Origin of the sequence: Pseudomonas sp. TH31, assembly GCF_016650815.1 — a bacterium.
GTDB lineage: Bacteria > Pseudomonadota > Gammaproteobacteria > Pseudomonadales > Pseudomonadaceae > Aquipseudomonas.
Genome location: NZ_JAEKEZ010000005.1, coordinates 67,015 through 81,499, shown reverse-complemented (window position 1 = coordinate 81,499; position 14,485 = coordinate 67,015). Strand labels below are relative to the sequence as shown.

Below are 14,485 nucleotides of genomic sequence, written 5' to 3'. Positions count from 1 at the left end.
AGGAGCTGGCGAAGCCTGCGATCTTTTGATCTCGGGCGTTAGAACCCTTCCAGCACAATCTTGCCCTTGGACTTGCCGCTTTCCAGCAGTTCATGGGCGCGGCGCAGGTTGGTCGCGTTGATGGTGCCGAAGTGTTCGCCCACCGTGGTTTTCAGCGTCCCGGCGTCAATCAGCTCCGCCACGCGGTTGAGCAGGTTGTGCTGCTCGATCATGTCGGCCGTTTCGAACAGCGAGCGGGTGTACATGAACTCCCAGTGCAGCGAAATGCTCTTGCGCTTGAGCTTGGTCACGTCGAGCGCCTTCGGATCGTCGATCAGCGCCAGTTTGCCCTGGGGCGCCAAGGCTTCGATCAGTTGATCCAGGTGTTCATCGGTCTGGGTCAGGCTGGCGACGTGGGTCACCTGCTCAACGCCGGCACGCTTGAGCTCTTCGCTCAGCGGCTGGCTATGATCGATCACCAGATCGGCGCCCAGCTCACGCACCCAGCTCTGGGTTTGTGGGCGAGAGGCGGTGCCGATGACCTTCAGCCCGGTGAGTTGTCTGGCAAGTTGGGTCAGGATCGAGCCGACACCGCCGGCAGCCCCGACGATCAGCAGACTCTGGCCTTCATCGGTTTTGCCTTCGCGCACTTGCAGGCGCTCGAATAACAATTCCCACGCGGTGATCGCGGTCAACGGCAGGGCGGCGGCTTCGGCGAAACCGAGGGTTTTCGGCATGTGGCCGACAATCCGCTCGTCCACCACATGCCGTTCGCTGTTACCGCCAGCCCGGGCGATGGAGCCGGCGTAAAACACGTTGTCGCCGGCCTTGAACAAGGTCACTTCACTGCCAACCGCTTTGACCACGCCCGCCACGTCCCACCCCAGCACTTTTGCCGCGCCGCCTTCAGGCTGGACGTTCTGCCGGACCTTGGCGTCCACCGGGTTGACCGAGATGGCCTTGACTTCCACCAACAGGTCGCGGGGGCCGGCTACCGGTTCTGGCAGTTCGATGTCTTGCAGGGATTTTGCGTCGCTGATCGGCAGGGCGGCGTAATAGGCAATGGCTTTCATGGAGGGCTCCGGAACAGTAATAAAGAAAGGGGTGAGGCCTGATGCCACTCAATTAAGAAAATCTCAGGTGAAACAGGCTCTTTGTAGCAGCTGGCGAAGCCTGCGTTCGGCTGCGCAGCAGTCGTAAATCTGAGCACGCGGTCCTTCTGATACACCGCGTCGCCTGGATTCACGACCGCTGCGCAGCCGAACGCAGGCTTCGCCAGCGGCTACAGATCGCGTTACGGCTATCAGGCCAGGGGGCGCAGGCGCTTGAGGTCGAAGTGTTCGAGGACGTCACCGGCCTTGGCGCGAAAGTTCTGGATGTGGGCGCTGGCGTCGTGGGCTTGCAGGGCTTCGTCGCTGCTCCATTGTTCGATCATGTAGAAGGCCAAGGGGTTGGCCAGGTCCTGATGCAGATCGTATTGACCGCAACCGGCCTCGGCGCGGGTCGGTTCCAGCAGCGCTCGCAAGTGCTGTTCGAGGGCGTCTTGCTGGCCGGCTTTGGCGATGAGGGTGGCGATGGCGGTAAAAGGCTGGGACATGTTCGACTCCTGACGCTGAATGATTTCGATGGGACAGATGATTGGCTATTTCTCTGCAAGATAAAACCCGCTAAAAGAGCAGTCTCTTTCAATATTTTTTTGATAATCGGGGCTGAAGATGCTGCGTTTCGATGACTTGCAGTTGTTTGTCCGGGCGGCGGACCTGGGCAGCCTGTCGGCGGCGGCACGGGGGATGGACATGTCGGCGGCGGTGGCCAGCGCGGCGCTGAAACGTATCGAACTGCAACTCGGCGCGCGGTTACTGGCCCGTTCCACCCGCAGTCTGCGTCTGACGGCCGAAGGTGAAGGCTTTCTGGAATATGCCTGGGCGGCCCTGAGCAATCTGGATGAGGGCCGTCGTCTGCTGGCCAGCGGTCAGGATCAGGTCAGCGGTGTGCTGCAACTGTCGGCGCCGTCGGATTTTGGTCGCAACCTGTTGCTGCCGTGGCTGGATGAATTTCAGCGCGAACATCCGAAACTCACGGTGCGTTTACTGCTGGGGATCGCATCGCCGATCTGTTCCGCCAACCGGTGGACATTGCCCTGCGTTACGGCGAGCCGGAAGATTCGAGCCTGGTGGCGCTGCCCATCGCCCCGCAAAACCGCCGGGTCCTCTGTGCCTCGCCCGGTTACCTGGCCCGGTACGGCGAGCCGCGCCAACTGGAGCAACTGGCGCAGCACAATTGCCTGTTGTTCATGCTCGGCAGCCGGGTTCACGATCATTGGAGTTTCCATGACGGCAGGCGCGAAGTCGGGTTGACGGTCAGTGGTGACCGGTTCAGCGATGACGCTGACGTGGTGCGCCTGTGGGCTGTGGCGGGGGCCGGGATTGCTTACAAGTCCTGGCTCGATGTGGCCGCCGATGTACTGGCTGGTCGCTTGAAAGTGCTGTTGCCAGAGTTGCTCTGTGAGCGCGCCCCGCTGAATTTGCTGTGCGCTCATCGCGCGCAATTGAGTAAGCCGGTGAACCTGTTGCGGGAAATGCTTGCCAGTCGTTGCGCGCAATTGAGTCGTCAATGTCCGGCCCTGCCGGGAAGCGATCAATAGTCGCAGGAAAATAGCGAAATTTCTGTCACGAACTATCACCACCGCAAGCGTCCCAAGGGCAGGAACCGGCGGTTAACCCGCTTATACTGGCGCCCGCTTTACGCCGACATGGTCGAAGCGGCCTCGAGCCGTTCACCATCCAGTCGTCCTTGCCCGGAGTCGGCCCGGGTTGTTCGACAGGGCACGATGCGTTGATGGCTTGCCTGAACCGATTCATGGCGGTTTACGCGCCTTGGCCGACGACACATTACTGGTCAAGATGTCTGTGAGCAGTAGACGAAATGATTCAACAGGGAGTGAATACATGGAACATGCACCTTGCATCAGCCAGATCGCCACGTTGCTGGCTGACCCCAAGCGCAGCGCAATGATGTGGGCCTTGATGGATGGCTCGGCGCGGCATGCGGAAGAGCTGGCCTTGCTCGCCGGGCTGTCGCCGTCTTCGGCCAGTGCACACCTGGGGCGTTTGTCCGCCGGAGGTCTGTTGAAAGTCGAAGAGCGTGGGCGAAAAAGGTTCTTCCGCCTGGCGGCCCCCGAAGTCGGCGCCGCGGTCGAGGCGCTCGCCAGCGCCTCACTGGCCAGCAAGCCTCGGGATATTGTGCAGACGGTCAAACGCGGCAGCCTCATGGCCTGGCGCCAGGCCGTGCCATCGTCGCTGTTGCAGGCCCGGCTCTGCAATGACCACCTGGGCGGCACGCTGGCGGCCGAGCTTTACCAGCGTTTGCTGGATGCCGGCTGGATCGAGCAGTTCGATCAGCGGGTCGTCGTCACCCCCAAGGGCGCCACGCAACTGGCCAGCCGAGGGGTGTTCATCCAGGCCCTGGCCCACCGCAACTCACAAATGGCCTGCGCCTGCCCTGACTGGAGTGAACACCGTCCGCACTTGGGTGGCTCGCTGGGCGCGGCGTTGTTGCAGTTGTTCATGCAGTCTGGCTGGTTGAGCCTGCCCAATGACTCGCGGGCGTTGCAGATCACCGTTGCCGGGCAGCGTGAAGTTCATTGCTTTGCCAGGGAAGCCGAGCTGGAAATGGCGTTTTAGAGACGTCGAGACCGACGTCTGAGTTCTCGGGCGTCGTTCATGGATGCGAGCGGGTCGCATCCAGCAATAACCCCCAGCCACTATCGCGCACACTCGTTCCGGGGACTTTCGGACGGGGGATGTGGCATGGAAATACGAGGCTTCAGCGCGGCAGAGCGATTGGAACGGCTGCCCATCAGCGGTTATCACCGCATCATTTTCATCATCATTGCCCTGGCGTTTTTCTTTGACTCCATGGACCTGGCGATGATGACCTTCCTGCTCGGCTCGATCAAAACCGAGTTCGGCCTGAGCAGCGCCCAGGCCGGGTTGCTGGCCAGTTCGAGCTTTTTTGGCATGGTGCTGGGGGCGTCGTTGTCCGGCATGTTGGCCGATCGCTTCGGGCGCAAACCGGTGTTCCAGTGGAGCATCGTGTTGTGGGGCATTGCCAGTTACCTGTGCTCGACGGCGCAGAATGTGGAAACCCTGACCTTGTTCCGTATCCTGTTGGGAATCGGTATGGGTATGGAGTTTCCCATTGCGCAGTCGATGCTCTCGGAACTGATTCCGGCCGGCAAGCGTGGGCGTTACATCGCGTTGATGGACGGGTTCTGGCCGCTCGGTTTCGTCGCGGCCGGGGTGCTGTCGTACTTTCTGTTGCCGGTGATCGGCTGGCGCGACATCTTCCTGGTGTTGGCGGTGCCGGCGGTGTTTGTCCTGGCGATTCGCTTCTTCATTCCCGAATCCCCGCGCTGGCTGGAACAGGCCGGGCGGCATGAGGCGGCGGACAAGGTTTTGCTGCGCATTGAAGATCGAGTCCGGGCGTCGCTGGGGCGGGCTGATTTGCCGGAGCCGATGCGCCTGACGCGCGTGGAAAGTACGCCGGGCCACTTCTTTTCCGCGCTGCGGCAGATCTGGTCGCCGCTGTACCGCCAGCGCACGATGATGATCTGGAGCGTCTGGTTCTTCGCCTTGCTCGGTTTCTATGGACTGACGTCGTGGCTCAGCGCCTTGCTGCAACAGTCAGGTTTTGCCGTGACCCAGTCGGTGTATTACACGGTGCTGATTTCCCTCGGCGGGATTCCCGGGTTCCTCATGGCCGCGTGGCTGGTGGAACGCTGGGGACGTAAACCGGTGTGCGTGGTGACACTGCTCGGCGGCGGGGTGATGGCGTTTCTCTATGGTCAGAGTGCGGTGTTCGGCGGCAACGTCAGCCTGTTGATTGCCTCGGGGCTGTTGATGCAATTCTTCCTGTTTGGGATGTGGGCGGTGCTCTACACCTACACGCCGGAGTTGTACCCGACCTCGGCGCGGGCTACCGGCTCAGGATTTGCCTCGGCGATTGGACGCATCGGCTCGTTGCTCGGGCCATTGGTGACCGGACTGGTGTTCCCGATCACCGGGCAGGGCGGGGTGTTCGCCTTGGGGGCGATGTGCTTTGCGATTGCGGCGGGGGTGGTTTGGGTGTTTGGGGTGGAGACGCGGGGCAAGACGTTGGAAGAGCTGACAGAACCAGTGGTGGGATAGGCCCGAAAAGATCGCAGCCTTCGGCAGCTCCTACAAGGTTATGTGTACACCTGTAGGAGCTGCCGAAGGCTGCGATCTTTTGCTTTTAAGGTTTTACCAACCGTGCATCCAGGCTGTTCTGCGCCAAACGCTTCGCTTGATCCTGGGTCATGCCCAAATCGGTGTACAGCGCATGGAAGTTCTCGGTGACATAACCACCGAAGTACGCCGGGTCATCGGAGTTCACGGTGACTTTCACCCCACGTTCGAGCATGTCGAGAATGTTGTGCTGGGACATGTGATCGAACACGCAGAGCTTGGTATTGGACAGCGGGCACACGGTCAACGGGATTTGCTCGTCGATGATCCGCTGCATCAGACGCTCGTCTTCGATGGCGCGCACACCATGGTCGATGCGCTGGATTTTCAGCAGATCGATGGCTTCCCAGATGTATTCCGGCGGACCTTCTTCACCGGCGTGGGCGACGGTCAGGAAGCCTTCGTGACGGGCACGATCAAACACGCGCTGGAACTTGCTCGGCGGGTGACCCATCTCTGAACTGTCCAGGCCGACAGCCACGAACGCATCGCGAAATGGCAGCGCCTGGTCGAGGGTTTTCTGTGCTTGTTCTTCGCTCAAGTGACGCAGGAAACTCAGGATCAAACCGCTGGTGATGCCCAGTTGCTGCTCGCCATCTTTAAGCGCGGCAGCGATACCGTTGAGCACCACTTCGAATGGCACGCCACGGTCGGTGTGGGTCTGCGGATCGAAGAACGGTTCGGTGTGAATCACGTTCTGCGCCTTGCAACGCAACAGGTAAGCCCAGGTCAGGTCGTAGAAATCCTGAGAGGTACGCAACACGTCGGCGCCCTGGTAGTACAGGTCGAGAAACTCTTGCAGGTTATTGAAGGCGTAGGCCTTGCGCAGGGTGTCGACGTCGTCCCACGGCAGGGCGATCTTGTTGCGTTCAGCCAGGGCGAACAGCAGCTCAGGCTCCAGCGAACCCTCGAGGTGCAGGTGCAGTTCAGCCTTGGGCAGGGCGTTCAGCCAGTCGTACATGTTTGAAATCTCATCAAGGTGCAATGACTATATCCTACAGAATCCTCCTACAAGCATGGCTAAAACCTGATGAATCGGAACTTCACTCCGCTTCCTGTTCCCGACGGTAGGCGTAGGTGTCGGCGAAACGCGACAGCAGGAAATTCGCACAAGTGGTGGCTGCGTACTTCGCCGGATGCAGCTCGGCGTGGCAACCGGGAAAACATTCAATGACGGTGTCCGGGTGTGGCTCGGCAAAGAACGGCATCGAGTAGCGGTCCACCCCCAACGGGCTGATCACTCGGTGCGGTGTCGACAGGTAACGGTCGTTGCTCCAGCGCGCCATCATGTCGCCGAGGTTGACCACGAACGTGCCTTCGATGGGCGGCGCATCGATCCATTCGCCTTTGACGTTGCGCACTTGCAGGCCTCCGGCCGCGTCTTGATACAGCAGCGTGATGCAGCCGTAATCGGTGTGGGCACCGGCGCCTTGTTGCTCTGCGGAACTGGCGGTGTGGCGTGGCGGGTAGTGAATCATCCGCAGTACGCTGACCGGTTGGTTGAAGCGACTGTCGAAGAAATCGCGCTCGATGCCCAGCGCCAGGGTCATGGCCCGCAGCAGGGTTTGAGCGAGGGCCTGCATGTCGACGTAATGCTGCTCCATCAGCGCTTCCCAGCCCGGCATCGATGGATGGCGGTTGGGGCCACGCAGCGGTTTTTCCGCCAGCACTTCAGAATGATCGGCCGGCAAGTGCAGGCCCATGTCGAAGGTTTCTTTCAGGTCGCTGGGTTTGCTCGGGTCCAGCTGCTCGGTGGCGATGGCTCCGTAGCCGCGATGGTGTTGGGTCTGGGTGATGTCGATCCTGAGCTTTTCGGCGGCGGGCAGGGCGAAGAAACGGTGGGCGTAGTCAAGCACGGCATCGATGCGGGCGGCGCTGATGGGATGACCCTTGATATAGAAAAAGCCCCAGTCGCGGCAGGCACTGTCGATTTGCGTGGCAACGGATTGCCAGGCGTGGGCGTCGTCGCTGTAGAGCGGGGCGATGTCGATGAGGGGGAGTGGGTTCATGTGCTGTTCCAGGCGAAGTTTTGTGGTGTGGCCAAAAGATCGCAGCCTTCGGCAGCTCCTACAGGAGCTGCCGAAGTGACGATATTTACTTCGGAATATCAGCCTTCATGCCTTCAACGTAGTAGTTCATCGACGCCAGCTCCGCATTGCTGGCCGTCGCCCCCGCCGGGATTTTTACAGTGCCTGCCTGATCCTTGATCGGCCCGGTGAACGGGTGCAGCGCACCGCTCTTGATGTCGGCAATGATCTGCTCGGCTTCGGCTTTCACCGGCGCCGGCACCAGGTCGCTGATCGGCAGTTCAACCGTGCCTTCCTTCAACCCGCCCCAGTAATCCTGGGACTTCCAGTTGTGATCGAGCACGCTCTGGGTCGCCTGAATGTAATGCGGGCCCCAGTTGTTGACGATCGAGGTCAGCACCGCTTTGGGCCCGAAGTGCGCCATGTCCGAGGCGTAGCCCACGGCATATACGCCGCGCCGTTCTGCGGCCTGGATCGGCGCCGGGCTGTCGGTGTGCTGGAATACCACGTCCACGCCCTGGTCGATCAGTGCATTGGCTGCGTCGGCCTCTTTGCCCGGATCGAACCACGAGTTGACCCACACAACCTTGATCTCGGTGCCGGGGTTGTACTTGTTCATGGCCAGTTGAATGGCGTTGATGTCGCGGATCACTTCCGGGATCGGGAACGAGGCGACGTAGCCGATCTTCCTGGTCCTGGTCATCTTCGCCGCGAGGAAACCGCCGACGTAGCGACCTTCATACGTGCGCGCCAGGTAGGTGCCGAGGTTCTTGTCCTGTTTGTAGCCGGTGGCATGTTCGAAAGTCACCTTGGGGAATTGCCTGGCGACTTTCAGGGTCGGGTTCATGTAGCCGAAGGAGGTGGTGAAGATCAGGTCGTAGTTGTCCTTGGCCATGTTGCGGATCACCCGCTCGGCGTCGGCACCTTCGGCGACGTTCTCCACGTAGTGGGTGGTGATCTGCGCGCCGAATTTATCGGCGAGTGCCTTGCGCCCCTGTTCATGTTGATACGTCCAGCCGTGGTCACCGATCGGGCCGATATAGACGAAGCCGACTTTCAGCGGGTCGGCGGCACTGGCGATCAGGCTGGCGCTCAGACCGATAGTTGCCGCAACGACGCACAACAGCTTCTTCAGCGGACGTTTATGCATGAACTCGAACTCCATTTTGTTTTGAGGTTGGCGAGGTCAATGCAAATTGCTGACCAACAGGACAACAAAATCAAAAAATCGCAGCCTTTGGCAGCTCCTACATGAGTTTGCGTACCTCTGTAGGACCTGCCGAAGGCTGCGATCTTTTCGATTCCAGAACCAACCCAGTGCAACTGACCGGACTCACGCCATCCACTGGTGCGCTAAGGTGTAACGAAACGTTAGCGCCGCCCCGCAGTCAGTAGCTCATCACCCTGTTTTTGCTCCACTGTGCAAAAGGCCCGCAATGCTCACACTCCTCAAGCAAGAAAAGTTTCTGCTGCTGGCCGTTCTCGCCGCCGTCGTTGCGTACCCGCTCGAGCCGTGGATGCTGCACAGCGGCCAACCCGTCGCGCTCGCCGCCGGGCTGGTGCTGATCGCTTTCATCGTTGTCGCTTCGATGCGCGTGGCTCATCACGCCGAATTGCTCGCCGAAAAAGTCGGCGATCCTTACGGCACGATGATCCTGACCCTCGCTGCGGTGTTGGTGGAAGTGGTGATCCTGGCGATCATGATGAGCAACGAAGCCTCGCCGACCCTGGTGCGCGACACGATCTACTCGGCGGTGATTTTCTAGACAGACACCTCTTTGGTGTCAAAGCCCTTAGGCTTTGACCTGCTCCTGCTCCTGCTCCTGCTCCTGCTCCTGCTCCTGCTCCTGATGTGGAAGCTTAAGATGTATATTTGATTGGGAGTGCTTTTGCCTTGGCCTTCCTGACACACCTCGATCTATGGCATACCCCGGAAGCCCCACCAATTGTTGGGTGATGGCAATCTGCTTATATTCCCGTCATTATCGCCATATCGCAGAAGTCCCGTGCTCACGTAGATTTAGTGCTGCCGGTCGTGTTGGGCTTTACCCAGGGAATGGAACCGTGTCCTCACCATTAGCAACTGTGCCCTCACTGAGTGAGGTCATAGACAAGCTGTTGAATCAGTCTCCGCTAGACGACTTCGTCAAATGCGCTTTGGACTTTTCCGTCCAGTTACCAGGCTCACCACCCAAGCTCGCTTTGCTGCATGTACGTTTCCAAGAGGACATTCCTAACACCATCTCCTTGGCTGACTTCCTAAGCAGCCAAGCGGTTAATTACGCGCTTAGCCGGCGGCGTCGTGATGCTTACATGACGCAGCTGAACTCTGGGAAAAATGGTGATCTATCGCTCACTTCTCAGATTCATAAAGCTGTGAGGAGTGCGTTCATCGAGTTCCGCAAGGAGTTTCCGTCTCGAGCAAGTGAGGTCGGTGAGGTTCTTGCTTATTGCGTGGCGATACATCACCTGGGCGCTGCCCAGCTAGTAGCCAAGATGTCCCTGAAAACTTCCACTAATATGCCAGTCCACGGGCTCGATGGAATTCATGCCTCTGTGAAAGACGGGGTGCTAAACGTCTTTTTTCTTGAGTCGAAGCTGGCCGGCTCAGCCGCAAGCGGCACTGCTGATTACGCAGAGTCTATCGCAGGATTCGGAAGCAATAAAAAACAGTACATGCAGGAATATGGATTGGTTCGAGACCTAGGCAACCTGGACGCGCTTGACCCAGCAGAAAAAGAACTGCTGATGGATTACCTTGATGTTTTTAATAAGCCTAACTCACCAAGGAGAGAGCGATCTGTTGGTGTGATTTGTTATTCGGAAACTAAGCATTTTGGCAACAAAGTTTCAGTTGATGATACCGTACTCGATAAGCACGAGACTCACTTCGGTGAATTGTACGTCAAAGACCATAGTCGTCATCATGAAAATGTGAGTAACCAACTGGCAAGGCACGGAGTTGATCCCAACAAATGTATGTTGTATCTGGTGGCGGTACCTGATGTCGATGAGTTGAGGGAGCAGTTTTACGAGTCATTGGGGATTGCACCAGCACTATCTGACACGGCATTAACAGCTCCATTGACCGATGGGGATGATCAAAATGAGTAGCTTTGCGTCTGAGTTGTCGGCGCGCATCATCGAAAACGCCGAATTCAGGAAGACTCTAGGAACTCTCCAGTCTGCAGGTGCAGCGAATACTTTGCCAAAGGGCATCGAGCGATCTGAGGCTGATCCTGATGTCGAAGCTCTCGGTAAGTTACTTTACTGCGCATCTGTTTTCGCTCAGTCGAATATCGAGGCTCATGTAGGAATGGCTCAAGCCATCGCATTCAATGCAATGCTAGTTAATCAGGAACAAAGTATTTTGGATCGGTGTTCAGCAGTGTTGACAGAGCTCGGAAATTTTCCCGGCCTCCGATATGCCGAACTGAACTTCAAATCAAAACTGAATAGCTTGGTTGGCTTGATTCAAAGGCGCGTGGTCGAGCATCTCAACACTATCCGTGTTCATGGAGAACAAATAGCTCTAACGGATTATCAAAAAGAAGTATGGGACTCTCTGGAGGGTGGGTCATCACTTGCGATATCTGCTCCTACCTCAGCAGGGAAATCTTTCTTGGTGATTGAGCACCTATGCCGTCGTGCGGTTTCCTCCAGTAGTTTTACATTTGTATACATAGCACCTACTCGAGCCCTGCTTTCTGAAGTTCATATGAGGATAAAGGCTCGGCTCGCAAGTGATATAGAAATTCGTGTTACGGATATCCCGACATTTGAACAGGTACCTCGGCAGGTCTTTGTCCTGACGCAGGAGCGTTTCCAGGTACTTCTTTCTACAACCGCCGCTAAAATTGATCTAGTGGTCGTAGATGAGGCTCAAAATCTTTCTGACGGTACGCGGGGAATGATCCTCCAGGATTGCATTGAACAGTGCGTGGTGCGCGATGAGCGTACTCATGTAGTTATGCTTGCACCTGGTGCGGAAGGGTTCAAAAAAGCTCTCGAAAGCCTGGGTCTGCCGGAAATTTCGGAAATCACCACCACCGTCTCACCTGTTCTTCAGAATAGGATTGTCGTGACTAAGGGCGTTGGGCCGCGTCAATTAGATTTCAAACTACTTTCCTCTCTCAGCACGACTCCCATTGGTTCTATGAACTGTAGCACTGGTATGTCGTCGCCAGATAGCCGTTTGGCAGCCGTAGCGCTTGAACTAGGTAGTAGTGGCGGTTCTTTGGTATATGCCAAGACGCCTACAGAAGCAGCAAAACTCGCCGGTTCGATAGCGATAGGGGTTACAGATCCAGGTGCCCTTGGTAAGACTAAAGACTTAGTAGCATTCATCAAAGAACACATTCATCCGGAGTATCACCTGATACACATGGTGGAGAAGGGGGTGGCATTCCATTACGGACAAATGCCGTCGTTGCTCCGAGAGGCTATCGAAAACGCATTTCGTAATGGCTCGATCAAATTCTTAGTCTGCACCACTACTCTGTTCCAAGGCATCAATCTGCCAGCTAGAAATGTCTTCATCGATACTCCCGCCCGTGGGAGGGGTGATAAACAGCTTCTAGATCCTGCTCTGCTTTGGAATTTTGCTGGCCGAGCAGGCCGTATGACTAAGGATATCGTTGGGAATGTGTTTCTTGTTGACTACGATTCGTGGAGCCAGCAGCCCATGGATAAGTTTACGAAGTTCACCATTAAATCCGCTTTGGGTGAGGCTATCACCCATCACGCTAGTGAAGTTCTCAAGGTGCTGGGAGGGGAGGCGCCTGCTGGTAAACCTCGTGATGAAGCAAGTAGAAATGCTTTCGCGTCTGCTGGCATGCTCATCACCAAGGCACGACAAGGTAACGTTCAGAGCTTCCTTGAACGCGTTGCCCCTGAATTGAACGTTAACGACTCACGGTTGCTTTGTATTGCCTCTCAACAAGCATCAGAGAGTTTGGATCTCCCGCTTAACGTTCTTAAAGCTAACTGGACTTTAGACCTTTTTTCCCTCGATAGACTGAAGGTTTTCTTGCGTGCGAGCCTGGACGATGGAACTCTGGAACTGTTGATCCCGCGAAACCCTTCAGATCTCGCCCGGAAGTCCATCGGGCATTACCGCGATATATTTAATGTTATGTTTAAATACATAAAAGGTTATGGGGGAAACTTTGGCGGGTATGTAGCAAGAATTGCAGTTCGATGGATGGAGGGTAAGCCTTATCCAGTTATCTTAAAGTATGAAATAAGTTCTAAGCAGGGTCAGATTCAGAAAAAGCGAGATATTGAAGGTATGTATGCCCGGACAATTGAGGGTTACAAGGTGAGAAAAGTCGCTGACCTTAATCCCAGTAAGGTTATTAAGGATACTTTCGATATCATAGAAGACGTCATCCGTTTTCAATTGGTGCAGATGGGTAAAGCCTACATCGACATTCTGACTTATGTGATGGTTGAGAATGGTATGAGCCATAGAGTGCCAGAGATTTTTGATTTCTCGTTAGCGCTGGAGTTGGGTGTCAGCACCGTGACAGGACGAGCGTTTCTTGAGCTTGGGCTATCCCGCATCGCGGCTGCTGAGCTTCAGCGCTTAGTCCCTGATAGCGACCTCGACGTGGCTTCGGCTCGGAAGCTGATAATCGATTTCGATCACACGCCGTTTTCGTTGAGCCAAGTAATTATCGATGAGATAGCTAAGGTTCGCGCCACGATATCTGACACCTTGGTCGTCACAGAGTAATCGCCCTAGCTGGGCTCTCATTCGCGTACTGGGTGAGAGCTCATCTAGAAGGGCGAACCCTTGTTACGGACGCTTGGGTTTTATCGTTAGCCTGCTTCGTCTCTGAAAGGTTAGCAGCACTTCGCGGTACCTCCTGATCCAAGCCATCTATGGCCTCAAGTGCCATGCGGAACGGTGATCCGAGCATATGGTCTAGTACCTGTGCCATCTGGGCCACTTGCGCTCATTTACACACTCACCTCGATTGCAGCCGTCCTTCAAGCTCGACCTAGCTTACTGGGGGCGGTTGTTCAGTTGGTAGCTCGTGTTTTATTCAAGGATTTTCATATGGCAGGCAGTAGCCTCTTCGCACTTCTGGACGACATCGCCACACTGCTAGACGACATCTCGCTCATGAGCAAAGTCGCTGCAAAGAAATCGGCTAGTGTCTTGAGCGACGACCTTGCTGTGAATGCTGAGCAGGTTACTGGCATGAAAGCAGACCGAGAGCTACCGGTGGTATGGGCTGTATTCAAGGGGTCGTTGAGAAACAAAGCAATCCTGGTGCCTTGTGCGTTGGTGTTGAACGCACTGCTGCCTGCGGCGGTTCACTGGCTGCTCATGATAGGGGGAGCTTATCTCTGTTATGAGGGATTTGAGGCCATCAAGGACAAGCTCACGGCTAGTCGAGACGACGGCACAGGGCAACCGAAGAAAACGAAGCCTAAGACACCTGATGAGCTTGCAGCTTATGAAAAGCGGAAGATTGCTGGTGCTGTAAGAACGGACTTCATTCTGAGCGCCGAGATCATCGTCATCACCCTGAATATCGTTACTGATGCACCAATGCTCCAGCAGGTTTTGACGTTAGCGTTGATTGCTGTGGTCATGACGGTGGGCGTTTACGGCTTGGTCGCGGGGATCGTACGTCTGGATGATGCAGGCCTTATCCTCCAGAAATCTAAAGCTACCGGTACATGGGGTTCTGTGGTGAGAACTGTCGGAGGATGGCTGCTGTCAGCTGCACCGAAGCTTATGAAAGCACTGTCCTGGATAGGGACTGTCGCAATGTTTTTGGTCGGTGGAGCGTTTATCACAGAAGGCATTGAGCCGATGCAGCATTTTGCTGAGAGACTAGTCGAAGAGGTAGGTGCGTGGGAAACCGTCGCAACTCTAGGTATCCACTGCCTAGTAGGCGCGTTCGTAGGCATGGTTGCGGTACTTATCGTCAAAGGCATCACCACCATCTCTGGTAAAGCCTCAACGTAGTCTGCCGGAGCTGAGCAGGCGCTCCCTCCCTGCTCACCTTCCTCAGAAATCCGAGGGGTGGACGCAGCTGAGCCTTAAAAGCGCTCGCTATAATGTTCCGTAATTAGCGCATTAACCACCCTTAGAGCGTCGTGGGCGGTTTCTTACCTTGCCGACCAACACATGATCAGTTAACGCCGACTCCATGCTAGCTCCCCTAGCGGACATCTAGCTCTAGCGGTTCACGT

Annotated in this window: 10 protein-coding genes and 2 pseudogenes; 7 read left to right on the top strand and 5 right to left on the bottom strand. The window is 56.5% G+C overall.

Features of this window, described 5'->3' with window-relative positions:
- Positions 1–38: 38 nt before the first annotated feature.
- Complete coding sequence (locus JFV26_RS02045; protein WP_201189292.1) at positions 39–1,052, bottom strand: zinc-binding alcohol dehydrogenase family protein; 1,014 nt, start codon at positions 1,050–1,052, stop codon at positions 39–41.
- A 230-nt stretch (positions 1,053–1,282) separates the two neighbouring features.
- Positions 1,283–1,576 carry a putative quinol monooxygenase gene (locus tag JFV26_RS02040; protein WP_201189290.1) on the bottom strand — a complete coding sequence of 98 codons (294 nt, stop codon included), beginning with the start codon at positions 1,574–1,576 and terminating at the stop codon, positions 1,283–1,285.
- Between the two features lie 118 nt (positions 1,577–1,694).
- On the opposite strand from JFV26_RS02040, the pseudogene JFV26_RS02035 reads away from it, so the two are divergent.
- The 3 genes and pseudogenes from JFV26_RS02035 (at position 1,695) to JFV26_RS02025 (ending at position 5,168) form a co-directional block, all read left to right on the top strand.
- A pseudogene (locus JFV26_RS02035) lies at positions 1,695–2,623 on the top strand (LysR family transcriptional regulator).
- A 304-nt stretch (positions 2,624–2,927) separates the two neighbouring features.
- Positions 2,928–3,662, top strand: a complete 735-nt coding sequence (locus tag JFV26_RS02030) for an ArsR/SmtB family transcription factor (RefSeq protein ID WP_201189288.1) — start codon at positions 2,928–2,930, stop codon at positions 3,660–3,662.
- A gap of 126 nt (positions 3,663–3,788) precedes the next feature.
- A complete protein-coding gene (locus JFV26_RS02025) occupies positions 3,789–5,168 on the top strand; it encodes an MFS transporter (RefSeq protein ID WP_201189286.1) in 1,380 nt (459 codons plus the stop codon).
- 85 nt (positions 5,169–5,253) lie between these two features.
- Here JFV26_RS02025 and JFV26_RS02020 read toward each other — a convergent pair whose 3' ends face one another.
- The 3 genes from JFV26_RS02020 to JFV26_RS02010 form a co-directional block, all read right to left on the bottom strand.
- Positions 5,254–6,207: an adenosine deaminase gene (locus JFV26_RS02020; protein WP_201189284.1), complete on the bottom strand. Its 954-nt coding sequence runs from the start codon at positions 6,205–6,207 to the stop codon at positions 5,254–5,256.
- Positions 6,208–6,289: 82 nt separating this feature from the next.
- Positions 6,290–7,255, bottom strand: a complete 966-nt coding sequence (locus JFV26_RS02015) for a 2-oxoglutarate and iron-dependent oxygenase domain-containing protein (protein WP_201189283.1) — start codon at positions 7,253–7,255, stop codon at positions 6,290–6,292.
- A gap of 85 nt (positions 7,256–7,340) precedes the next feature.
- The gene (locus JFV26_RS02010; protein WP_201189281.1) at positions 7,341–8,423 is read right to left on the bottom strand and encodes a BMP family ABC transporter substrate-binding protein; all 1,083 of its coding nucleotides are present in this window, start codon (positions 8,421–8,423) and stop codon (positions 7,341–7,343) included.
- A 286-nt stretch (positions 8,424–8,709) separates the two neighbouring features.
- Between JFV26_RS02010 and JFV26_RS02005 the strand changes: the two are divergent.
- The 4 genes and pseudogenes from JFV26_RS02005 to JFV26_RS01990 form a co-directional block, all read left to right on the top strand.
- Positions 8,710–9,033 (top strand): annotated as a pseudogene (locus JFV26_RS02005) (calcium:proton antiporter); the annotation flags it as partial.
- Positions 9,034–9,337: 304 nt separating this feature from the next.
- Positions 9,338–10,387 carry a HamA C-terminal domain-containing protein gene (locus JFV26_RS02000; protein WP_342215416.1) on the top strand — a complete coding sequence of 350 codons (1,050 nt, stop codon included), beginning with the start codon at positions 9,338–9,340 and terminating at the stop codon, positions 10,385–10,387.
- Entirely contained in the window at positions 10,380–13,010 is a 2,631-nt protein-coding gene (locus JFV26_RS01995) for a DEAD/DEAH box helicase (protein WP_201189279.1), read from the top strand. The genes JFV26_RS02000 and JFV26_RS01995 overlap by 8 nt, the downstream gene beginning before the upstream one ends.
- A 327-nt stretch (positions 13,011–13,337) precedes the next feature.
- Positions 13,338–14,258 carry a DUF808 domain-containing protein gene (locus JFV26_RS01990; RefSeq protein WP_201189277.1) on the top strand — a complete coding sequence of 307 codons (921 nt, stop codon included), beginning with the start codon at positions 13,338–13,340 and terminating at the stop codon, positions 14,256–14,258.
- The last annotated feature ends 227 nt before the right edge of the window (positions 14,259–14,485 follow it).